Origin of the sequence: Streptomyces vinaceus, assembly GCF_008704935.1 — a bacterium.
GTDB classification, from domain to species: Bacteria; Actinomycetota; Actinomycetes; order Streptomycetales; family Streptomycetaceae; genus Streptomyces; species Streptomyces vinaceus.
In genome coordinates this window covers 644,537-666,224 of sequence record NZ_CP023692.1, presented here as the reverse complement: position 1 = coordinate 666,224, position 21,688 = coordinate 644,537, and the positions used below count along the sequence as shown (strand labels likewise).

The following is a 21,688-nucleotide window of genomic DNA, read 5'->3' as shown; positions in this document are numbered from 1 at the left end:
TCGGAGCCTTCCGGTCACTCCCCGCCGAGGGGCGGTCCCGCGGCGTCCGGCGGCGTCCACCGCGCGCCGGTGCGCAGGCGGAAGGCGGCGACGGCGGACTCCACGGTGGGGAAGAAGTGCTCGGGGTCGATCGTCCGGGTGAGTTCGTACCGCTCGACCTTCCGCCGCACAGGGTCCTTCATCTCGGCGAACACGAGGTGGATCCCCTCCGCGTTGAGCGCCTCGTCGAGCTCTTCCAGGACGTCCGCGGCGGTCGTGTCCACATCGGTCATGGGCTCGGCCGCGACCACGATCCAGCTCGGCCGCGGATCCGCCCCGGCCATCCGTCTGACCTCGTCCCTGAAGGCCCTGGCGTTGGCGAAGAAGAGCGGGGCGTCGAAACGGTAGATCACCAGGCCCGGCAACTGCTCGGCCTGCGGGTACGAGCGGATGTCGTGGTAGCCCTCCAGGCCCGGCACCCGCCCGAGCACGGTCTCGTACGGCCACCAGGCGCGCCGGAAGACGTTCAGGACGGACAGGCCCACGGCGATGGCGATCCCGGGCAGCACGCCGAGCAGGGCCACGCCGGCGAATGCGGCGAAGCACAGCAGGAACTCCGCCCGGCCCTGCCGCCACAGCCGTACGGCCCCCGGTACGTCGGCCAGGGACAGCGACGCGGTGATGACGACGGCGGCCAGGGCCGGCTGGGGGAGGTTGCGGAACAGGCCCGGGGCCAGCACGAGCATGAGGATGATGAGCGCCGCCCCGACCACCCCGGTGAGCTGGCTCCGGGCCCCGGCGCGTTCCGCCACCGCGGTCCGGGACCCGCTGGTGCTGACGGGGAACCCCTGGAAGAGGGCGGCCGCCAGGTTGGCGGCGCCGACGCCCGCCATCTCCTGGTTGCCGCGCACCTCCTGCCCGCTGCGGGCCGCGAAGGCGGAGGCGTTGGAGATCGTGTCGGCGAGGGACACCAGGGCGATGCCCAGCGCACCGCCCAGCAGCGGCGCGAGGTCCGCGAGCCGTACGTCGGGGACGGTGAAGGGCGGGAAGCCCTCGGGCAGCACCCCGACCAGGCCGACGCCGCGCCCGCCCAGGTCGAAGGCGGTGGCCGCGATGATCGCCAGGACCACCATCACGAGCACCGCGGGGACCTTGGGCAGGAAGCGCTGCAGGACCAGGACCAGGGCGATTCCGCCGAGGCCCACCGCGGCGGCCGCGGGCACCGTCGCCCCCTCGGCGATCTTCCGGACGAGGCCCGCGCACTCGCCGACCAGGCTGTCCGCCTCGACCTTGAAGCCCAGCAGCTTGGGCAGCTGGCCGATCAGGATGGTCAGGGCGAGGCCGTTCATGTAGCCGATCATCGTCGGCTTGGAGATCAGGTCGGCGATGAAGCCCAGCTTGGCCACCGAGGCCAGGATCATGATCGCCGCCACCATGACCGCGAGCATCGAGGCGAGCGCGACGGCCCGGGCGGGCTCCCCGCCCGCGGCGACCAGCGGAAGCACGGTGGCGGCGATCATCGGCCCCAGCGAGGAATCGGGGCCCAGCACGAGGATCCGGGACGGGCCGAACGCCGCGTACCCGAGCATGCAGAGGATCGTCGTGTACAGGCCGGTGATGGCCGGCAGGCCCGCCAGCTCGGCGTAGGCCATGCCCTGCGGTACGAGCAGGGTGGTCAGCACGACGCCCGCGACCAGGTCCTTGACCAGCCACGCGCGCCGGTAGGAGGCGGCGGCGCGGATCCCGGGCACCGACCGGAACAGGGAGAGGATCCGGTGGCCGTCGTGCCGGCCGGTCACGGGCAGACCTCCTCTCCGAGGAGCATCGGCTAAGGGCTGTGCCGGGCGGTGTACGGATCGGCGTGGGCCCCGGCGGGGGCCTCGCGTTCCAGCGCCCGTCTGGTGACGAGGAGGTCCTTGCGCGCCTCTTCCCCCACCTCGGGGTACTGCGGGTCGATCTCCATCAGGGTGTGCGCGAGCACCGCCGCCGCGCAGATGCGAGCGAACCACTTCCGGTCCGCCGGTACGACGTACCACGGCGCCCAGCGCGTGCTCGTGGCGGACAGCATCTCGGAGAACGCCTGCTGGTAGTCGTCCCACCGGCGCCGCTCCCGGACGTCGGCGGCGGAGAACTTCCAGTTCTTCTCGGGCAGGTCGATCCGCTTCAGGAAGCGGGTGCGCTGCTCCTCCTTGGACAGGTTCAGGAAGATCTTGACCACCTTGAACCCGTTGTCCGTGAGGTACCGCTCCCAGCGGTTGATCTCCCGGTAGCGACGGTCCCAGATGTCCGGCCCGAACGAGCCCTCCGGCAGCTTCTGCCGGATCAGGTTCTCGGGGTGGACCCGTACGACGAGGACCTCCTCGTAGTGCGAGCGGTTGAAGATGGCGATCTCGCCGCGTGCGGGCAGGCGCTTGGCGTAACGCCACAGGTAGTCGTGATCGAGTTCCTCGGCGGACGGCACCTTGAAGCTGTTGACGCGTACGCCCTGCGGGTTGACCCCGCTCATCACGTGGCGGATCGTCCCGTCCTTGCCCCCGGCGTCGAGCGCCTGCAGGCAGAGCACCACGCCGTACGTGTCCTGCGCGGCCAGCCGCTCCTGGTACTCGGCGAGCAGGGACACGCCCGTGCGCAACAGCTCGGGCCCGTCCCGCTTCTTCAGACCGGCCTTGAAGCGGGGATCGAAGTCGCGCTCCAGGTGTACCTTCGCACCCGGTCGTACCCGCAGCGGCTCGATGAAGTCCGCGATGCGCTCGGCTCGCTTGTCCGACAACACCCCTCACCCCTTCTCCGGTCCCGGTCCGGGCACGGTGCCGCATCGCGTGACGACGGCCCACGTGGTCATTCTCTGCTCGACCCGGCAAGATCGCCCTCCAGACGCCTGCCGCGGGGGAACCCGGGCCCGCCGTCACCCCGGCGCTCCCGCGCGCCGTCCGACCGCGCCGGACCTCGCGCGGCACAATGCGCCTGAGGGCATGACGAGCCGCGTCCTGGTGCGGGACGCAGTCCGAGTCCCATCTCGATGCTCCCGTCCAGACGTCGGACACTGCCACGGCTGCAACGGACGAGGGGAGATTCCCATGAGCGCCCACCCGGCGATCACCGGTCACGGGATGGCCGGAGACCTCCGGCGATCCCCGCGCGCACGCGGCGGCGCCGGTGAGTGACGCGACCCCCGCGCGGGCGCCCGGCGGTCTGCGCCGGGTCATCGCGCCGCTGGCCCTCGCCCAGTTCATCTGCAGCTTCGCCGGCTCCAACATGAACGTGATGATCAATGACATCAGCGAGGACCTCGACACCACGGTGCAGGGCGTTCAGGTCGCGATCACCATCTTCCTGCTGGTGATGGCCGCGCTGATGATCCCCGGCGGCAAGCTGACCGACCGCTACGGCCGCAAGCGGTGCCTGCTCGCCGGCCTCGTCGTGTACGGCGTCGGCGCGCTGCTGAGCGCCGTGGCCCCGGGCCTGGGCGTTCTCATCCTCGGCAACTCGATCCTCGAAGGCGTCGGCACCGCCCTGCTCATCCCGCCCGTCTACATCCTCACGACGCTGCTCTTCACCGACACGGCCTCACGCGCCCGCGCGTTCGGGACGATCATGGCGCTCGGAGGAATCGGAGCCGCGGCCGGCCCGCTGATCGGCGGGCTCATCACCTCGGCCCTCAGCTGGCGCGCCGCGTTCGTCTTCCAGGCCCTGGTCATCGTCGTGATCGTCTTCCTCAGCCGGCGCATCGAGGACCCCCTGCCGCCCGACCCGAGCCGCCCCTTCGACACCGTGGGCACCCTGCTGTCCGCCGCCGGGCTCATCCTCGTCGTCACCGGCATCCTCGCCGCCGACGACAACCTCTGGCTCATGCTGGCCCTGCTCGTCCTCGGTGCGCTCTTCCTGACCGGCTTCTTCGCATGGGTCCGCGCCAGGGAACGGGCCGGCAAGGAGGCGCTGCTGTCCACCAGCCTGTTCCGCAGCCGCACCTCCAACCTCGGGCTCGTGACCCAGAACGCCCAGTGGCTGCTCCTGATGGGAGTGTCCTTCACCGTCGCCTCCTACCTCCAGGTCGTCCGCGGGTACGACGCGATCCAGACCGGCGTGATCTTCACCGCGGCCACCCTCGGAATCCTCGTCTCCTCCCTCGCGGCCGAACGCCTCGCCAAGCGCCGAGCCCAACGCACCCTCATCATCACGGGGTTCGTCACCACCATCGCCGGCATCGTCGTGCTCGTGCTCGTGGTCGGCGGCTCGCCCAGCCCCTGGGCGTTCGCACCGGGACTGCTCCTCATCGGCCTCGGCCTCGGCGTCATGCTGACCCCCTCCGTCAACATCGTCCAGTCCAGCTTCACCGAGGACCAGCAGGGCGAGATCTCCGGCCTCTCCCGCAGCGTCTCCAACCTCGGCTCCTCCCTGGGCACCGCGGTCGCCGGCACCATCCTCGTCGCCGGCCTCACCAGCCACGCCTACGCCGCCGCCATGATCACCTTGGCGGCGGTGGGGCTCATCGGCCTCACCGCCGCCGCACTCCTTCCCCGCCACCCGCCGCAGGCCCCCGCCCCCGGCCTGGGTGGGGTCTGAACTGCGGGAACGCCCGCGGCGGGATGCGCCGCGGTGGCCGTGCGGACGACATCGACGGGCCGGGCGCCGACAATGAGGAGGAGGGCGGATCGCCCTGGACCACACCCTGGATCAGACCCTGGAGAGCCCTGGGAAGGGGATGCACGCCCATGACCACCGTTGCCGCTTATGCCGCACCCGCCGCCAAGGCCCCGCTGGAGCGCACGACCGTCGATCGCCGCGCCGTCGGCGAGAACGACGTACTGATCGACATCGCCTTCGTCGGCATCTGCCACTCCGACATCCACCAGGTCCGCGAGGGCTGGGGCAAGGCGATCTTCCCGATGGTGCCCGGGCACGAGATCGCGGGCGTCGTGGCCGAAACCGGTTCCGGCGTGACGAAGTACGCGGTCGGTGACCGGGTCGGCATCGGCTGCATGGTCGACTCCTGCCGCGTGTGCGTGAACTGCCGGGCAGGTCTGGAGCAGTACTGCACCGACGGGCCGGTCTGGACGTACAGCGCCGTCGGCAAGGACGGCCTCCCCACGTACGGCGGTTACTCGCAGAAGGTCGTCGTCGACGAGAACTACGTGGTCCGCGTCCCCGAGGCGCTGCCGCTGGACGCCGCCGCCCCGCTGCTCTGCGCGGGCATCACCACCTACTCGCCGCTGCGGCACTGGAACGCCGGCCCCGGCACGTCGGTAGCCGTCGTCGGCCTCGGCGGCCTCGGCCACATGGGCGTGAAGATCGCCCACGCCCTGGGTGCCGAGGTCACCGTGCTCTCCCAGAGCCTGCGCAAGAAGGACGACGGCATGCGGCTGGGCGCCGACCGCTACCACGCCACCAGCGATCCGGCCACGTTCACGGACCTCGCCGGAAGCCTCGACCTCATCCTCAACACCGTCTCCGCGCCGCTCGACTTCGGAGCGTACTTCTCGCTGCTGCGCACGGACGGGGCCATGGTCAACCTCGGCCTCCCGGAGGAGACGGTGGCGATCGAACTCCAGTCGCTGTTCGGCAACCGGCGCAGCATGAGCAGTTCGGGCATCGGCGGCATCGCCGAGACCCAGGAGATGCTGGACTTCTGCGCCGAGCACGGGGTGGCGGCGGAGATCGAACTGATCCGGGCGGACCAGATCAACGAGGCCTACGAGCGGGTCCTCGCCAGCGACGTCCGCTACCGCTTCGTCATCGACACCGCCACCATCTGAGCGACCGCCCCGGGTGGGCCGGAGCCCACCCGGGGCGGTGGCGGACGAGCCGGGCGTGCGGGTGCGGGTCTAGAAGCCGCAGGACACGCGTGCGTCCTGGAACCGCTCCGGGTGCCGGCGCCGGTACTCGACCAACGACTGGGCCACCGCGGCACCTTCGCCCACCGCGGCGCCGACCCGCTTGACGGAACCGGAGCGTACGTCGCCCACGGCGAACACGCCGGGCAGGCTGGTCTCCATGGGCAGCGCGTCCGGGGCGGCGCCGCCGCTGCCGGTCAGCACGTACCCGCGGTCGTCCAGCTTCAGCGTGCCGCCGAGCCACGCCGTCGACGGGCGGCCGCCGATCAGGACGTACAGGCACTGCGCGGCGACGGTGCGCTCCTCGCCCCCGGGGCCCCGCAGCTTGAGTCCGGTGAGCGTCGACTCGCCGAGGCACTCGGTCACTTCGGTGCCCAGCAGGACCTTCAGTCCCGGGGTCCGCTCGATCCGCTGTACCAGGTAGTTCGACATGGAAGCGCCGAGGCCGGCGCCGCGGACGAGCAGGGTGACGGACCGGGCGTACCGCGCGAAGTAGAGGGCGGCCTGGCCGGCGGAGTTGCCCGCCCCCACCATGTACACGTCCTCTCCGACGGTCGCGGGCGCGTCGGACAGGCACGACCCGTAGTACACCCCGGAGTTGAGGAGACGGTCGACACCGGGGGCCGTCAGGCGGTTCCAGTCCACGCCGGTGGCCACCACCACGGCGGCCGCGGTCACCGAGGCCGACTCGTCGGTGCCGGCCTTGACGAAATCGATGGCGTGAGCGCCCGTGCCGGTCGGGGTCACCCTGCTGGCCACCCGGGTCGGCTGCCACTCGACACGGGCCCGCTGCGCCTGCTGCAAGGCGCGCTGGGCCAGGTCGCCGCCGGTGAGCCCGACGGGGAACCCGAGGTAGTTCTCGATCCGCGACGTCGTCCCCGCCTGCCCGCCGGGCGCGTCGTCCTCGATCACCACCACGCTCATGCCCTCGGCGGCGGCGTACACCGCCGCGGACAGGCCGCCGGGACCACCGCCGATCACCGCGACGTCGTAGTGGTCCTGCTCGGCCGGCCTGATGAGCCCGAGCCGCTCGGCCAGCGCGCTGATCGAGGGATCCACCAACTCGGTTCCGTCGCCGAGCCGGACGGTCACCGGGGCCTCGCGCACGTCCTCTTCGGGCAGCCACCGGAAGAGGACGCCGCTGCGCCCGAGGAAGTCCCGTACCGCGTACGCCGCCGGGGAGAAGCGGCTGCCGCGCACCTCGGCGGTGGGCAGGCCGCCCTGGCAGTCGGCGCTCCACGTGCAGAGGGAGTCGTCGAGCGCGCCCCGGAGGCGCTCGGCCGGGCTCTCGCCGCCCGGTGCCCCTTCGGTGCGGGAGCCGGGCACGGCGCCGGAGTGCGCGGTCAGCGGCAGCCAGCGCACGCCGGGATACGCGGCACCGGGGTCGGGGGCCTCGTCCGCGAGGACGGCGGCGACCGGTACCTTCCGGTCGGCCAGCGCCGTCAGCGCCCGGACCACTTCTGCCGGCCCTCCGACCTGCAGCACACGGAACGAGGTCCGGTACCAGCCCTGTACCAGCCCCGCCGTCTCGTGCCGGCGGAGCGGGTCGGGGTCGGAGAGAACGATCACCGGCAGTGCGGCATTGACCATCAGGGGTCCTCCAGGTACGTCTCGGGTCGGCGAGCGGGGACGCGAGACACATCGATTCGGTTCGGTGGGCGGCCGGGTCCGCTCCGAGAAGCGGCACGGCGGGGGAGCGGACGCACGGGCGAGCGGGCGGGGCACGGGGGTGCGGGGTTGCCTCCCCGTGCCCCGGCGCCGCTCAGAGGCGGCCGAAGAACTGGTTCCCGCGCGCCGCGTAGTTCTCGCTCGTGTAGTACTCCTTCATGGCGGAGCTGATCTCGTCGCGGCTCAACTGCCCGTCGCCGTCGAGGTCCAGCTGGTTGAACGCCTCGTCGAAGGTCTCCCGCGGCAGGCGGAACATGCCGTGGAGCAGGTCGGTGTACTCCTCGCGGCTGAGCATGCCGTCGCCGTCGCGGTCACCGAGCTCCGTCCAGGCGTTGCTCATGTTCCTGATCCGCTCCCAGATGCGGTTCTGGTCCGTGACGATCCGCGCCCGGAACGCCGCCCTGAACTCCTGCCGGTCGACCGCTCCGTCGTCGTTCTTGTCCATCTGGTGGAAGACCGTGTCCCACAGGTCCGCGAGCGAGTTCCGGAGCGCGTCCACGGCGTCCGGGGCGTAACCGCGCGACTCGGCGAGCCTGTCCGAGAGACCGATGACGTCCGACTTCTGGAGCCGCCCGTCGCGGTCCGAGTCGAAGACGTCGAACGCCCGCTCCAGCTTGATGTCCAGAACGCTCACGACACATCCCCTTACGTTACGTGGTTGTCCCGTCACGGTGCGAGACGGGGAACAGGAAACCACATGTCGTGACCTCGGTGCATGCACAGACGGACCGGCGCCCTCCGGCGAGCGGTGCCGTACCGCTCGCCGGCGGGGCGCCGGTCGGTTGGGGGTGCTGGGTGCTCAGTTGGTGTGGCAGGCCCTGTTGAAGGAGCGGTTGGCGGCCTGGGTCCACGCCTGCCAGTAGGCGTCGCTGTGCTGCTGGCCGCTCTTGTCCGCTACCGGCTTGGTCGTGCAGCTCTTGGCGGCCGCGGCGGTGCCCGCCTGGTTGCCGGCCGCGCGGCCCTGGGCGATGTCGCGCCGGGAACCGGGCTGGGCCGGGGCGGTGTTCTGCGGGTTCTCCGGCTTCGGGGTCGCCGCCGTGCCCACCTTCTTGCAGTTCACGAAGATGAAGTTCTGGTCCTCGTTCACCGCGAGGACGGTGTAATCGACGTTCTTCTGGAACCGCTTCACGAGGAACGTGCCGTCCGGGCCTATCGCCAGGTCCACGGTGGACTCGCCGTCGTTGAGCTTGCGCGGTCCCGTGAACCCCTCGCCCGAGATCGTGACGTACGTGTCGTTCGGCCCGGGCGTCACCGTACAGCTGGCGGCCGGTACGGCCGCGCCGGCGGCGGGTGCGAGGACGACGGCGCCACCGCATACGACCGAGGAGACGAGCAGGGACGTGACCACGGCGCGTCGGGTGCGTCGGTACATGAGGGTGCTCCCATCGGATGTCGAGGGAAGGAAGGGCGGGGCGCATCGCCCGTACCGCCCATTCCATGCTGCCCCGATCACCGCGGGGTGTCGACCGGGAGCCGCGCCGCCGCGTCCGGGCGGCGCCGGCGGGCGGGTCACGGGGCGTCGGTCACAGGGCCAGGGGGAGGGCGGCGAGGCCGCGGGTGAGGCGGGTCCGCCGCCAGGTCAGGGAATCCGGGGGGACGGCCGCGCGGACGTCCGGGAAGCGGGTCACCAGGGCGCGGAGGGCGATTTCCGCCTCGGCGCGGGCCAGGGGCGCCCCCGGGCAGCGGTGGATGCCGTGGCCGAAGGAGAGGTGGCCGCCGGCGTCGCGGTCGAGGTCGAGGCGGTCCGGGCCGGGGAACGCCGCCGGGTCGCGGTTCGCGGCCCCGGGGGCGATGAGCACCGGGAAGCCCGCCGGGATGTCGACCCCGCCGACGCGCAGGTCCTGCGTGCTGTGGCGGAAGGTGGCCACGCTCACGGGGGAGTCGAAGCGCAGCAGTTCGTCCAGGGCGCCGGGGACCAGGTCCGGGTCCCGGCGCAGGCGGTCGAAGGCCTCCGGGTGCCGGAGCAGGGCCAGGACGGCGTTGCCGATGAAGTGGGTGGTGGTCTCGTGCCCGGCGATCAGGAGGAGGGCGGCCAGGGAGACGGTCTCGTCGCGGTCGAGACCGCCCTCGTCGCAGTCGCGCACGAGGGAGTGCAAGGGGCCCTCGCCGGGGGCGGCACGTGCCGTGTCGACGAGGTGGGTCAGGTGGTCGCCGATCCGGTGCGAGGCGGCGTCGACGCGCTCGGTGTCGGTCGCGTCGAAGAGGTCGCGGGACCAGCCGGCGAGCGCGGCGCGGTCGGATTCCGGCACCCCCAGCAGCTCGCAGACGACGGTGACCGGCAGGGGTACCGCCAGGTCGGCCACGAGGTCGACCTCCGAGCCCGGTCGCCACGCGGCCATGAGGTCGTCGACGACCCGGGTGATGAACGGGCGCAGCTCCCGGACGCGTCCGGTGGTGAACAGGGGCGTCGCCACCCGCCGGTGGCGGGTGTGTGCCGGCGGGTCGCTCGCCAGCATGTTGCGGGCGATCGCCGGGTGCAGGTCGCGGTTCGAGGGCCGGCCGGCGAAGAACCGGGCCGTGTCCTTGGACAGGCGCGGGTCGGTGAACGCCTCGCGGGCCTCGGGATGGCCGGTGATCAGGTACGCGGGGTGTCCGCCGGAGCCGGTGGGGATCCGCCGCACCGGGCAGTCCTGGCGCAGCCGTTCGTAGGTGGGGTAGGGGTCGGCGAAGAAGTGCGGGTCGCGCAGGGGGTCCTCGGTCATGCTCCGGTGGCGCGCCTTCCTGTCCGGTGCGCGGTCGACGGACGGCGCTCGCCGTCACCCCGTGCCCTCGCGGGTACGTTACCAACGCTTCCCCGCCCCGGCCCGCAGCCCTCGACGGGGACGGCCCGTCAACGGCAGTTCCCGGCCGTCGCTCGAACGGGGGGAGCGGGCGGGCCGGTCGTTGACCGCTGCCGCCCGGCTCCCGCCGGTGTCGCGCAGCGCGTCGCGCCGTCCGGCCGGTGCGGCCGGTCACGCGCGACCGCCCGGTGACGAGAGCACATGCCCGGGCCGGCCCCGTACCGGCGGACCCGGAAGCGGACGGTCCACAGTGAGGGGCGGCGGGCCTCGGGGCGGGGTGCCACGGCCGTCAGGCCGCCAGATGTGGTCGATTCCATGCGTCTGCGGCGTACGTCGTGACAAGTATCGATCAATTGCGGTTCCAGGTCGGACAACGCGGCGGTTCCCGCTCCGGCCAGGTCACATGGTGTACCCGAACTGACTATTCTCCCCTGCGTGTTGCACTGCACTCACAGCGAGTGACCGAGTGCCGTGCCGCACGCGGACGGGAGCCTGGCCGCAGGGAGGCATGACCACCGATGCGATCTCGAACCGACCCGTCGGGGGACCCCATGACATCACTCGCGCTCGGCCGGGCGACGCCCCGACGGCTCCCGCCGCCGTACCGCACCACCCCCAGTCCACTCATTCCAGACTGTTTAGGGACCCCTCGATGGTTCGTACCGGTTCAACCCCTGGAGGCCTGCCACGCGCATGGGCTCCGGCGTGGCTCATCCCGCCCGGCCTGCTGGCCGGGGCCTGCGGCATAGCGCTGATCTTCGTCCCCGCGCACATACGCCTACCGGTTGCCTGGTGCGGTCTCGTCGCGGTCGTCCTGACGGCCGTCACCTCGGCCGAGACGGCGCGCCGGGCGCACGCGGCGGAACAGTCCCGGCACGCGCGGGTGACCGCCGACGTACAGCAGTACTACGCGCACCGTGAAGCGGCGCTGTTCGGGCGGCTGTCCGATCAGCGGGCCACCGTGGTGTGGCTCGCCGAGGAGCTGCTCCCCGCCGCCGTCGCCCGTATGCAGAAGGGCGACCCCGCCACGGAGATCCTGCAGGCCGTCAGGTTCGGGGAACACCTCGACGGCGAATTCGCCGAAGCCCTCCGGGCCGCGCTCCGCACGCTCCTGGAAGCGGTGGAGGCCGAGGAGCAGACGCGCGACTCCTCCCAGCGGGCCCTGGTGGCGATCGCGCGCCGGGTCCAGGCGATCGTGCACCAGCTCGCCAAGGACCTGCGTGACATGCAGATCCTGCACGGTACGGACATCGTCGTCTCGCACGGCCTGCAGGCCATCGACCACCGCAACGCCCTCATCGGGCGCCTCGCGGCCAGCGTCGCCGTCCTGGGCGACGCCCGGCCCGGCCGCCAGTGGTCGAAGGCGATCCCGCTCTATGACGTCCTGCGGGGCGCCATGTCACGCATCGTGGACTATCCGCGCGTGAAGCTCCAATCGGTGACGGAGGTCGCCGTCATCGGCCCGGGGGCCGAGCCCCTGATCCACCTGCTCGCCGAACTGCTCGACAACGCCACGACCTTCTCCCCGCCGCACACGCCGGTCGAGGTGAGCGCCAGCGAGGTGCCGTCCGGCATCGCGATCGAGATCGAGGACCGCGGGGTCGGGCTCACCGAAGAGGTCCGCCGGCGCATCGACCGCGTGATGGCCCAGGGGGGATCCACCCTGGACCTGGCCGACCTCGGTGAGGCGACCCAGCTCGGCCTGCCCGTCGTCAGCAGGCTGGCCCGCGAGAACGGCCTCGAAGTCGATCTGCGTCTGTCCGCCTACGGAGGAGTACGGGCCGTCGTGCTCGTACCGCGACGCCTGATCACCACCGTCGAGCAACAGCCCCAGAAGGTCCAGCCGTTCGTGCCGAGGCGCACGGGCGCTCCCCTCGGTCCGAGGCCGACGGTGGCCCCGAGGCCGGCGGCCGTACGGGAGCCCGCCGAGGTCAAGCAGACCACGAACGGACTGCCCCAGCGCCGCCGGGAGTCGCCCGTCCCGACGCCGGTCGTCCGCACGGCCCCCCAGTCCCCCGTTGTCCCGACCGTCTCCCCCGGAAGGGCCGGCGCGGCCCGGCAGCCGGGCCTGATGTGGGAGGCGTTCAACGGTGAGAAGAGATCGGGTACCGGCCCTTCCGTCCAGCCCGAGTCATCAGATGAGGATGAGTAACCGTGACGCCACTGCCCAACATGGACTGGATGCTCAAGGAACTGGCGTCCAGCGTCCCTTACGTGCGACACGTCGTCGCGCTCTCGTCGGACGGTCTGTGCATCGGTCAAGCGAACACGGAGACCGACACCGCCGACGCGATCGCCGCAGCCTGCTCGGGGATGCAGAGCCTGGCGAGGGCCATCGCGCAGAAGTTCCCGCACGGCGACGGTTCGACGCGCATGGTCGGGATCGAGGTCGACGGGGGGTACTTCTCCCTGATGGCGGCCGGCCCCGGGGCCTACCTCGCGGTACTGGCCGATGAGGAGGTGGACGCGGGGCTGCTCGGCGACCGCATGCGCACGCTCGTGTTCCGCATCGGCCAGCACCTGACCAGCCCCCCTCGTGATGACGTCGGGCAGGCGATGTGACGTCAGAGCACCACGGCGCATGGGACGAAGGAAGCCCCGTGCCGCTTTATGTCATCTCCGGTGGTCCCGGTTCCTCGGCCAAGGCCTTCGACCTGGTCACCCTCATCACATCGAGGTCCGCACCCGAACCCGCGATGCAGCCCGAGCAGGCGGCGATCCTCGCCATGTGCCAGTACCCGCTGTCGGTGGCCGAGATATCCGCGTATCTCACCCTGCCGTTCAGCGTGCTCACGGCGCTGCTCTCGCAGCTCGTCGAGGACGGGAGGGTCGAGGCGATCGCCCCGGTTCCCGTCTCCGCGGTCCCCGAACTCGGCCTTCTGGAGGCGGTGATCCATGGACTACGCAATCTCTGACGTACCCGCCGTCGGCCCCCGCGGCACCGACATGCTGCTGCCGTACGGCGCCAGGGGGGTCAAGGTGGTGATCGTCGGCGGCTTCGGGGTCGGCAAGACGACGATGGTCGGGGCGGTGAGCGAGATCTCGCCCCTGACGACCGAAGAGACCATGACGCAGGCCGGCGTCGGCATCGACCAGAACCCCGGTGCCGCGGGCAAGAACACCACCACCGTCGCCATGGACTTCGGCCGCATCAGCATCAACGAGGAGCTGATCCTCTACCTCTTCGGAACGCCGGGCCAGGAGCGCTTCTGGTTCCTGTGGAACGGCATCTTCGAAGGCGCGCTCGGTGCCGTGGTCCTCGTCGACACCCGCAGGATCGAAGTCTGCTTCGAGATCATCACCCGCCTGGAGGACCGCCGCGTCCCCTTCGTCGTGGCCGTCAACTCCTTCCCCGAGGCCCCGCAGCATCCGCTGGACGTCCTGCGGACCGCTCTGGACCTCAACGAATCCGTGCCCATCGTCACCTGTGACGCGCGCGACCGGTCGTCCTGCCGTGACGCCCTGCTCTCGCTGATGGGCTACCTGTGCACCCTCGCCGCCGCCCAGGAGTCCGTATGACCGTCCCGCCCGCCGACCGCACCACGACCGAACCGGGGCTCGTCCCGCCCCCGGGCTGCCCGGCCCACGCCGGTCACTCCGCCACGGGACCAGGGGGAGCGACCCGGCTCCACGGCGTCGCCGCCGAGACCGACCCCATGGGCCTGTACGAGAAGCTGAGAGCCGAACACGGGCCGGTGGCGCCCGTCCTGCTCGAAGGGGACGTACGCGCCTGGCTCGTCCTGGGGTACCTCGAAAACCGCGACGTCGCCACCCGCTCCACCCAGTTCTCCCGTGACCCCCGCACCTGGCACGGCTGGAGGAGCGGCGAGATCGACCCCGAGACCTCGCCGCTCGTGCCGATGATCGGCTGGCGTCCCGACTGCGTGTGCGCGGACGGCGAGGAGCACCAGCGCCTGCGGGGGGCCGTCACCGCCGGACTCAACCAGTTCGACCAGCGGGGGATCCGCCGTCACATCACCCGCTTCGCACACCAGTTGATCGACGAGTTCTGTGAGAACGGCAGGACGGAGCTGGTGGGCGAGTTCGCCGAGCCCCTGCCGATGCTCGTCCTCACCCGCCTGCTCGGCATGGCGGACGAGGACGCGCCCAAGCTGGTCCACGCCGCCCGGGACCTCTTCAAGGCGACCGAGACCTCGCTCGCGAGCAACGCCTACGTGCTGGAGACCCTGAAGGAGCTCGTCGCCGCCAAGCGGGTGCGGCCCGGGCAGGACATCGCCTCCGTACTCATGTCCCACCCGGCCGGTCTCAGCGACGAGGAGGTGCAGCACCACTTGCGCCTCATCCTGCTCGCCGGCTACGAGACCACCGCCAACCTCATGGCCAACGTGCTGCGGATGTCGGTCACCGACCCGCGGTTCCGCGGGTCGCTGGCCGGCGGCCAGATGACCCTGCCGGAGGCGGTGGAGCAAGTGCTGTGGGACGAGCCCCCGTTGATGGTGTGCCCGGGCCGCTGGGCCACCGGCGACACCACGCTCGGCGGGAAGGAGATCAAGGCGGGGGACATGCTGCTGCTCGGCCTCGCCGCCGGCAACGTCGACCAGGCGGTCCGCCAGGACCCCTCGACCCGGGTGCACCACAACCGCGCGCACCTGTCCTTCAGCGCAGGCGCCCACGAATGCCCGGGCCAGGACATCGGCCGGGTCATCGCCGACACCGGCATCGACATCCTGCTCACGCGGCTGCCCGACATCAGCCTGGCCGTCCCGGCGTCCGATCTCACCTGGCGTTCCTCCACCTGGGCCCGCCATCTGACGGCGCTCCCGGTGAAGTTCGCCGCCCGCCCCCGGGAATCCCGTGAGCTGCTGACCGCGCCGCTCCCGGCGCCGCCGCCGCCGGCCGTGGGCGTGCCCGTGGCGCCGCGCATGCCTGATTCCGTGCCCCGTCTGTCGTGGCGGGCGCGGCTGAGGCGCTTCCTGGGCATGTGACGGGCCCGGCTCCGGCGCATCGGGGCCGGGGCCGGGGTCGGGGGGCTGCCGGACCGGCGCGGTCCGGCAGCCCTTCAGTGCGTACCGCTCCCCGCGGCGTAGCGGGGAGCCCCGGTGTACCAGGCGTGGAGCCCGGACAGGAAACTCCGGGCGCCGCGGAGCCAGACCTCCAGCTCGGTCCGCTCGTCCTGGTCCAGTCCGGCTCGGCTCACGAGCGGGGGCAGTTCGTTCCGTATGAGGTGTTCGAAGTGGCTCAGCCGTGCGGTGACCAGATCCGCTGCGGCGTGCATGGCCTCTTCGACGGTGAGGCCCAAAGACGTCTCCAGGACGACGACGAGGTTGTTGACGTCGTACTCGTCGTGGACCTCCCGCTGGTAGGAGGCTATGTCGTTCGCCAGGCCCATGTAGTCCATGAACGCGTCGAGAAGGGCGCCGACGGTGCGGCTGTGCCGGATCCGCTCGGGGATCCGCGCGCCGGTGGCGAGTTCGACGGAGTACGGCGCGGTGTACGCGGCGAAGCTCTCGCGGCGGAACTGGGCGTACTCGATGAGGTCGGGCACGCGCCCGGCACGGCTGTTGACCAGTTCCTGGACCCCGGCGTCGACGTAACGTGCCAGCGCCCGGTTGAGCCCCTGCCGCCAGTGCGCGAGGCCCGGCGGGAACAGGCGCTGCTGGAGGTCGGCCATCGCCTTCTCGACCGCGTTGGCCGGCTCCGGCAGGCGGACGCCCGGCTCCGGGGGCAGGAAGGCGTGGAGCCGGGCGGTGAAGGCCTGGGCGCCCGCGAGGTCGCCCGTCTGCTTGAACGCGGAGGCGAAGTAGTCGTCCCACGCCAGGGCCCAGAGGTTGAACCGGTGGTTGAGCCGGAGGCCGACGAGCGAGGCGTCGGGCAGGGTCCACGCGGTCAGCTGGTCGACGGCCATCGCATGGAACTGGGACCGGGTCCAGATCGGCCGGGCCTGCTGCGCGTCGTCGCCGGCCAGCATGCCCATCTCACGCGCCCACGTCTCGGTCTCCTTGCGCAGGAGCGGCAGGTACGGATTCAGCCGTACCTGGTACGGCATCCGCAGTACGGGAAGTTCGATGTCCTGCACTTTCATGGGATCCCTGCCTCCCTTTTGGCGCACATCGGTGTGCGGACCACGAGCACGAGCGGGCCGCCTCGGAAGGAAGCCCCAGGTCATGCGCGTGACCGATCTGTCGGAGACGCACTGCGTCAGGTGAGGACGTGCACGCGCTGCACACTCGGGAATGGTCGGACCGGCCGGTTCGGTGCCGGGGTGTGACGATCCACTACGGGGACGGACGTGGACTAGTTCCCGCCATTTGGCGCACCAACCCTTCCCACCGCGACCGATCTGCAACCCTGTGCGGTTGTCTTCGGCCACGATCAGAACAGGATTGCGCAAAGGAAACGATCACTCTGGTCGGGTTTGGCTCGAATTCGATCCCGATGCGGCCCTACGACAACCTCCGCCGCCCGTCCGGAGTCCGTCCGGGACGGGGGCGACACCGGTGCTCCCGCGACGACGCTCCGGAGGTTCCGTCCATGAAGCAGGGGTCCTCGCGCACCGCCCGGCTCGCTTTGGTGTCGGCCGCGGTCCTCGGCGCGGCCGTACTCGCCCCGCCCCCGAAGGCCGCGAACGCCGCGGACACCGGGCGGGGGGAAAGCGGGCACGACGCGACGCGCGCGGCCGTGCGGGCCCTCGTCGCGTCGGGCGGACTGCCCGGAGCGGTCGCACACACCCAGGACGGCAGCGCCCGGTGGTTCGCCTCGGCCGGCCACGCCGACACGGCCACGGGGCGCGGGCGTTCGGCCGGTGAGCACTTCCGGGCGGCCAGCATCACCAAGGCGTTCATCGCCACCACCCTCCTCCAGCCGGAGGCCGAGGGAAGGCTGCGCATGGACGACACGGTCGAGAGGTGGCTGCCCGGCCTGCTGCGCGGCAACGGCTACGACGGCTCCGCCGTCACCCTGCGCCGACTGCTGAACCACACCAGCGGCATCGCCGACTACACCGACGACCCCGCGTTCGCGCACGACGCCGTCGGCCCCGGCTTCCCGGAGCACCGCTACGACTCCCACACGCCCCGGGAACTCGTCGCGATCGCCCTCACCCACCCCCCGCGGCCCGACCCGCAGGGGCAGCCCTCGTACTCGAACACCAACTTCGTGATCGCGGGCATGGTGATCGAGAGGGCGACGGGGCGTTCGTACGCCGACGAGGTCACGCGCCGGGTCATCCGGCCGCTGAAGCTGCGGGGCACGTCGTTCCCCGGGGCCGTACCGCGGCTGCCGGCCCCGCACCCCGTCGGCTATTCCCGATTGCACCGGAGCGAGCCCGACGCCCAGATCCACGACGCCACGCAGCAGAACATGACCTGGCTGGGCGCGGCCGGTGAGGTCATCTCCACCGGCGACGATCTGAACCGCTTCCACCGGGCCCTCCTGGGCGGGGAGCTCCTCCCCCCGGCTCAGATGAAGCAGATGCTCGACGAGGTGCCGGCCGGGGGCGGGTTCGGCTACGGTCTCGGCGTGGAGTTCGCGGCGCTGTCCTGCGGCGTGCAGGTGGTGGGCAAGAGCGGACGTACGAACGGCTCGCTGTCCGGGATGTTCGGCACGCGGGACGGGCGCCACCAGCTGACGTTCAACGCCAACGGCGACTGGCTCCGGGGCGATTCGCTCTACCTCGACGTCATCGAAGCGGAGTTCTGCGGCGCCACCGCGGGCGCGGGTCGAGGCGCGGGCGTAGGGTTGAGGACGGAGACGTACGACAGCATGCGCCCAGGTGCGGGCCCGGCCCCGCAGCGGGCGAGAACGGGGGTCGTGCCCCATGCGCGGTGCACCGTCACCCGAGGTGGTCGAGGACGACCCGGCCGTCCGCGCCGACATCGCACTGGACGTCAACGGGCAGGAGCGCCGTCTGACGATCGATACCAGGATGTCCCTCCTCGACCTCCTGCGTGACCGCCTCGGCCTGACCGGCGCGAAGGCCGGCTGCGACCGGGGCCATTGCGGTTGCTGCACCGTGCTCGTCGACGGCCGGCGCGTCTACAGCTGTCTGACACTGGCGGTGGCCTGTGCCGGCGTGCGCGTCGTGACGGTGGAGGGCCTGGGCGGCGCCCCGGGCGGCACCGATCTCCACCCCCTGCAGGAAGCGTTCATCGCCCGGGACGCCTTCCAGTGCGGATTCTGCACGCCCGGACAGCTGTGCTCCGCGATCGGGATGCTCGACGAGGTCTCCCGCGGACGATCCCCCTGCGGGCCGGCGCCCCTGACACGGGCGGACGTCCGAGAACGCATGAGCGGGAACCTGTGCCGTTGCGGCGCGTACCAGAACATCGTGGCCGCGATCATGGACGTGGCGCGGTGACGCGCACGTCCGTCGGGGCGGCCCTCCACCGGCGCGAGGCCCGGGAGAAGGTCACGGGCGCCGCCCACTACACCGGCGACGTGATCCTGCCCCGCCTCGCTTACGCGGCGGTGGTACCGGCGGAGATCGCCCGCGGGCGGGTCACGGCGGTCCGTCCCGAGGAGGCCCTCGCCCGTAGCGGGGTGCTGGCCGTGATCCACGGCGGCAACTGCCCGCACCTGAACCGGACCGGCACTGCCGACCTCGCCGTCTTCCAGTCCCCTTCGGTCGGCTATCGGGGCCAGTTCGTGGCCGCGGTCGTCGCCGAGTCCCCGCAGATCGCCCATGAGGCGGCGCGGACGGTCGGCGTCGAGTACGCCGCTGACCCGCACCGGGTCAGCCTCGACCTCGCCTGCGACGGATTCCACCAGCCGCCGGACCACGGGCCCTTCTTCCCGACCGACTGCTCGCACGGCGATGTGGAGGCTGCGCTGTCGCACGCCCCGGTACGGATCGCGGCCATGTACACGACCCCTCCGTACCACCACCACGCCCTCGAACCCCACGCGACCATCGCGTACTGGCACGACGGCGCGCTGACCGTCTACGACACCACGCAAGGGCCGTCGGGGACGCGCGACATCCTCGCCCACCTCTTCGGCATCGACCCCGCCCGGGTGCGCGTCATCGCCCGGCACGTGGGCGGAGGCTTCGGGTCCAAGGCGGCGCCACGAGCCCAGTCGGTCATCGCCGCCGTGGCGGCCCTCGCCGTCGGCCGGCCGGTCAAGACCGTCCTCACCCGGGAGCAGCTCAGCGTCGTCGCCGGATACCGGACGCCGACCGTCCAGCGGATCCGGCTCGGGGCCGGGGCCGACGGCCGGCTGCTCGCCGTGTCCCACGTGTCCTTCGAGCAGACGTCCCTGACGAGCGATCACTGCGAGTACCCCGCCGCCCCCACGCGCATCATGTACGCGGCGCCGAACCGCGAGACCAGGCACTGGAGGGTACGGCTGCACGTTCCGTCGCCGACCTGGATGCGCGCACCCGGTGAATGCCCCGGGATGTTCGCGCTGGAATCGGCCATGGACGAGCTCGCCTGCGCGTGTTCCCTCGACCCGGTCGAGCTGCGGCTGCGCAACGACACCGCGTACGACCCGCACAGCGGCCGCCCCTTCAGCACGCGGAACCTCGCCACCTGCCTGCGGCTGGGCGCGGAGCGCTTCGGCTGGGCCGAACGCGACCGTGTCCGCGCGCAGCACGCGGGCGGGCGCCTGCGCGTGGGCATGGGCGTCGCCGCGTCGACCGTTCCGCAGTACCGGTTCCCCTCCCGGGCCGCCGTGCGCACCGATGGCCACGGCCACTACACCGTGCGCATCGCGGCCGTGGACATCGGCACCGGGGCCCGAACGGCGCTGGCCCAGATCGCCGCCGACGCCCTGCACGTCGGCGTGGACCAGGTCGGGGTCGAGATCGGCGACAGCGCGTACCCGTCGGCCAGTTGGGCGGGCCGGTCCAGCGGAACGACCTCCTGGGGACGGCGGTGGTCCGGGCCTGCGAGGCCTTGCGGGCCGCCGTCGGGCGGAGCGGCGGCCCGGTGCCGGAAGGCGGCCTCGAAGCCACCGCCGACACCCTGGAGGAACTCTCCGTACCGCGCGCCCACTCCCAGCACGCGTTCGGCGCCCAGTTCGCCCGGGTGACCGTGGACACCTCGACCGGGGAGATCCGGGTACCGCGCATGCTCGGCGTCTTCGCCGTGGGCCGCGTGGTCAATCCCGTCACGGTCCGGTCGCAGCTGGTCGGGGGCATGGTCATGGGCCTGTCCATGGCCCTGTGCGAGGAGGGGGTCATCGACCGGACGTACGGACACTTCCGGAGCCGCGACCTGTCCGCCTACCACGTGGCGACCTTCGCCGACGCCCCCGAGATCGAGGCCGTCTGCATCGACGAGGAGGACTTCCACACCAGCCCCATGGGGGCCAAGGGCGCCGGCGAGATCGGCATCGTCGGGACGGCGGCGGCCATCGCCAACGCCGTCCATCACGCGACCGGCCGCCGCATCCGCGGCCTGCCGCTCGACGTGCGCCGCGTACGGGAGACGCCGGCGGCGGGCCACGGGACATGAAACCCTTCCGCTACGAGCGCCCCGACACCGTGGGGGAGGCCGTGGCGCTGGTCGCGGGGGACCCCGGGGCCGTGTTCGTGGCGGGCGGCACGAACCTGGTCGACCACCTCAAGCTGGGGATCATCCGTCCGAGGCTGCTGGTGGACGTCACCGGTCTGCCCCTGGACGGGATCGAGGCGCTCCCCGACGGCGGCGTCCGCGTCGGGGCCACCGTCCGCAACGCCGACCTCGCGGCCCATCCCGCGGTGCGTGAGCGCTGTCCGCTCGTTCCGCAGGCCCTGCTGGCCGGTGCTTCGCCCCAGGTGCGCAACATGGCGACCCTGGCGGGGAACCTGATGCAGCGCACGCGGTGCCCGTACTTCCTGAATCCCGAGACCCGGTGCAACAAGAGGCTGCCCGGATCCGGCTGTTCGGCCATGGAGACGGACGGGGAGCACACCGCCGTACTCGGCTCCTCGGAGAGCTGCGCGGCCGTGCACCCCTCCGACCTGGCGGTCGCCCTGTGCGCGCTGGACGCGGTGGTCTGCGTACGGGGAGGCGGGGGCACCCGCCGCCTTCCCGTCACCTCCCTGTACCGGCCGCCCGGGCACCGGCCCGAGCTCGACACCGTCCTCGAACACGGTGAACTCATCACGGCGGTGGAACTGCCCGCGCCGGCGATGGCGGCCCGCTCGGGATACCGCAAGATCGGGGATCGGGCCTCGTTCTCCTTCGCGCTGGTGTCGGTCGCCGTGGCGGTCGACCATCAGGGCGAGACGATCAGGGACGCGCGCATCGCCCTCGGCGGCATCGCGACCACGCCGTGGCGGGCGCGACGTGCGGAGGCCGTCCTGCGCGGCGCCCCGGCCACCGCCGACCGGTTCGTGGCGGCCGCCCAGGAGGAGCTCGCGGCCGCCCGCCCCCTTCGCGCCAACGCGTACAAGGTTGCGCTGGTGCGCGAGACCCTCGTGGCCACGCTCAGCGACCTCTGCGGGGAAGGCTGACCGGCGCAGCCGCGCCCATCACCCGAAAG

The 21,688-nt window shown here is 72.0% G+C and carries 18 protein-coding genes and 1 pseudogene; 12 read left to right on the top strand and 7 right to left on the bottom strand.

All coding sequences use genetic code 11. From position 1 onward, the window contains the following. Nucleotides 1–14: 14 nt before the first annotated feature. Both CP980_RS03030 and CP980_RS03025 read right to left on the bottom strand, forming a co-directional pair. The gene (locus CP980_RS03030; protein ID WP_150492528.1) at nt 15–1,778 is read right to left on the bottom strand and encodes a SulP family inorganic anion transporter; all 1,764 of its coding nucleotides are present in this window, start codon (nt 1,776–1,778) and stop codon (nt 15–17) included. Between the two features lie 29 nt (nt 1,779–1,807). After that, nucleotides 1,808–2,749 (bottom strand): polyphosphate kinase 2 family protein, encoded by a 942-nt coding sequence (locus CP980_RS03025; protein WP_150492527.1) that lies wholly within the window; start codon nt 2,747–2,749, stop codon nt 1,808–1,810. Nucleotides 2,750–3,135: 386 nt separating this feature from the next. On the opposite strand from CP980_RS03025, the gene CP980_RS03020 reads away from it, so the two are divergent. Together CP980_RS03020 and CP980_RS03015 are read left to right on the top strand one after the other, a co-directional pair. Then, nucleotides 3,136–4,542, top strand: coding sequence for an MFS transporter (locus CP980_RS03020; protein WP_167535776.1), 1,407 nt, complete (start codon nt 3,136–3,138; stop codon nt 4,540–4,542). A gap of 149 nt (nt 4,543–4,691) precedes the next feature. Continuing rightward, complete coding sequence (locus tag CP980_RS03015) at nt 4,692–5,732, top strand: NAD(P)-dependent alcohol dehydrogenase (protein ID WP_150492526.1); 1,041 nt, start codon at nt 4,692–4,694, stop codon at nt 5,730–5,732. Between the two features lie 69 nt (nt 5,733–5,801). Here the strand turns inward: CP980_RS03015 and CP980_RS03010 are convergent, their stop codons facing one another. The 4 genes from CP980_RS03010 to CP980_RS02995 form a co-directional block, all read right to left on the bottom strand. After that, the gene (locus tag CP980_RS03010) at nt 5,802–7,400 is read right to left on the bottom strand and encodes an NAD(P)/FAD-dependent oxidoreductase (RefSeq protein WP_150492525.1); all 1,599 of its coding nucleotides are present in this window, start codon (nt 7,398–7,400) and stop codon (nt 5,802–5,804) included. A gap of 172 nt (nt 7,401–7,572) precedes the next feature. Beyond that, nucleotides 7,573–8,112: an EF-hand domain-containing protein gene (locus tag CP980_RS03005; protein WP_099894450.1), complete on the bottom strand. Its 540-nt coding sequence runs from the start codon at nt 8,110–8,112 to the stop codon at nt 7,573–7,575. A 165-nt stretch (nt 8,113–8,277) separates the two neighbouring features. Further along, nucleotides 8,278–8,850, bottom strand: coding sequence for a hypothetical protein (locus CP980_RS03000; protein ID WP_150492523.1), 573 nt, complete (start codon nt 8,848–8,850; stop codon nt 8,278–8,280). Nucleotides 8,851–9,001: 151 nt separating this feature from the next. Further along, a complete protein-coding gene (locus CP980_RS02995; protein WP_132753740.1) occupies nt 9,002–10,180 on the bottom strand; it encodes a cytochrome P450 family protein in 1,179 nt (392 codons plus the stop codon). A gap of 730 nt (nt 10,181–10,910) precedes the next feature. Here CP980_RS02995 and CP980_RS02990 point away from each other — a divergent pair. Genes CP980_RS02990 through CP980_RS02970 form a run of 5 tightly spaced genes read left to right on the top strand, consistent with a single transcriptional unit; the run spans nt 10,911 to nt 15,204 of the window. Next, nucleotides 10,911–12,410 carry a sensor histidine kinase gene (locus tag CP980_RS02990; RefSeq protein ID WP_150492522.1) on the top strand — a complete coding sequence of 500 codons (1,500 nt, stop codon included), beginning with the start codon at nt 10,911–10,913 and terminating at the stop codon, nt 12,408–12,410. Nucleotides 12,411–12,430: 20 nt separating this feature from the next. After that, complete coding sequence (locus tag CP980_RS02985; RefSeq protein WP_048478946.1) at nt 12,431–12,820, top strand: roadblock/LC7 domain-containing protein; 390 nt, start codon at nt 12,431–12,433, stop codon at nt 12,818–12,820. Between the two features lie 38 nt (nt 12,821–12,858). Continuing rightward, nucleotides 12,859–13,173: a DUF742 domain-containing protein gene (locus tag CP980_RS02980; protein ID WP_229906875.1), complete on the top strand. Its 315-nt coding sequence runs from the start codon at nt 12,859–12,861 to the stop codon at nt 13,171–13,173. Further along, complete coding sequence (locus tag CP980_RS02975) at nt 13,154–13,777, top strand: GTP-binding protein (protein WP_132753737.1); 624 nt, start codon at nt 13,154–13,156, stop codon at nt 13,775–13,777. Before CP980_RS02980 ends, CP980_RS02975 begins: the two co-directional genes overlap by 20 nt. Then, entirely contained in the window at nt 13,774–15,204 is a 1,431-nt protein-coding gene (locus tag CP980_RS02970; protein ID WP_132753736.1) for a cytochrome P450, read from the top strand. The genes CP980_RS02975 and CP980_RS02970 overlap by 4 nt, the downstream gene beginning before the upstream one ends. A 74-nt stretch (nt 15,205–15,278) precedes the next feature. Here CP980_RS02970 and CP980_RS02965 read toward each other — a convergent pair whose 3' ends face one another. Beyond that, nucleotides 15,279–16,301, bottom strand: a complete 1,023-nt coding sequence (locus tag CP980_RS02965) for a terpene synthase family protein (RefSeq protein ID WP_165937194.1) — start codon at nt 16,299–16,301, stop codon at nt 15,279–15,281. Nucleotides 16,302–16,750: 449 nt separating this feature from the next. Between CP980_RS02965 and CP980_RS02960 the strand changes: the two are divergent. From CP980_RS02960 to CP980_RS02945, 5 genes and pseudogenes are all read left to right on the top strand, one after another. Next, a pseudogene (locus CP980_RS02960) lies at nt 16,751–17,920 on the top strand (serine hydrolase domain-containing protein); the annotation flags it as partial. A 115-nt stretch (nt 17,921–18,035) separates the two neighbouring features. Beyond that, nucleotides 18,036–18,575: a (2Fe-2S)-binding protein gene (locus CP980_RS02955; protein WP_150492521.1), complete on the top strand. Its 540-nt coding sequence runs from the start codon at nt 18,036–18,038 to the stop codon at nt 18,573–18,575. Further along, complete coding sequence (locus CP980_RS02950) at nt 18,572–20,251, top strand: xanthine dehydrogenase family protein molybdopterin-binding subunit (RefSeq protein WP_341874184.1); 1,680 nt, start codon at nt 18,572–18,574, stop codon at nt 20,249–20,251. Before CP980_RS02955 ends, CP980_RS02950 begins: the two co-directional genes overlap by 4 nt. After that, on the top strand, nt 20,149–20,676 hold the full coding sequence (locus CP980_RS36515) for a molybdopterin cofactor-binding domain-containing protein (RefSeq protein WP_341874183.1): 528 nt from the start codon (nt 20,149–20,151) through the stop codon (nt 20,674–20,676). Before CP980_RS02950 ends, CP980_RS36515 begins: the two co-directional genes overlap by 103 nt. Beyond that, a complete protein-coding gene (locus tag CP980_RS02945; RefSeq protein WP_150492520.1) occupies nt 20,673–21,659 on the top strand; it encodes an FAD binding domain-containing protein in 987 nt (328 codons plus the stop codon). Before CP980_RS36515 ends, CP980_RS02945 begins: the two co-directional genes overlap by 4 nt. Nucleotides 21,660–21,688: the final 29 nt, after the last annotated feature.

Excerpts from the sequence above, each read along its gene's own strand:
- CP980_RS03015 (WP_150492526.1), top strand. The coding sequence starts at position 4,692 with ATGACCACCGTTGCCGCTTATGCCGCACCCGCCGCCAAGGCCCCGCTG.
- CP980_RS03010 (WP_150492525.1), bottom strand. The coding sequence starts at position 7,400 with ATGGTCAATGCCGCACTGCCGGTGATCGTTCTCTCCGACCCCGACCCG.
- CP980_RS03000 (WP_150492523.1), bottom strand. The coding sequence starts at position 8,850 with ATGTACCGACGCACCCGACGCGCCGTGGTCACGTCCCTGCTCGTCTCC.
- CP980_RS02995 (WP_132753740.1), bottom strand. The coding sequence starts at position 10,180 with ATGACCGAGGACCCCCTGCGCGACCCGCACTTCTTCGCCGACCCCTAC.
- CP980_RS02990 (WP_150492522.1), top strand. The coding sequence starts at position 10,911 with ATGGTTCGTACCGGTTCAACCCCTGGAGGCCTGCCACGCGCATGGGCT.
- CP980_RS02985 (WP_048478946.1), top strand. The coding sequence starts at position 12,431 with ATGGACTGGATGCTCAAGGAACTGGCGTCCAGCGTCCCTTACGTGCGA.
- CP980_RS02975 (WP_132753737.1), top strand. The coding sequence starts at position 13,154 with ATGGACTACGCAATCTCTGACGTACCCGCCGTCGGCCCCCGCGGCACC.
- CP980_RS02970 (WP_132753736.1), top strand. The coding sequence starts at position 13,774 with ATGACCGTCCCGCCCGCCGACCGCACCACGACCGAACCGGGGCTCGTC.
- CP980_RS02965 (WP_165937194.1), bottom strand. The coding sequence starts at position 16,301 with ATGAAAGTGCAGGACATCGAACTTCCCGTACTGCGGATGCCGTACCAG.
- CP980_RS02955 (WP_150492521.1), top strand. The coding sequence starts at position 18,036 with ATGCGCGGTGCACCGTCACCCGAGGTGGTCGAGGACGACCCGGCCGTC.
- CP980_RS02945 (WP_150492520.1), top strand. The coding sequence starts at position 20,673 with ATGAAACCCTTCCGCTACGAGCGCCCCGACACCGTGGGGGAGGCCGTG.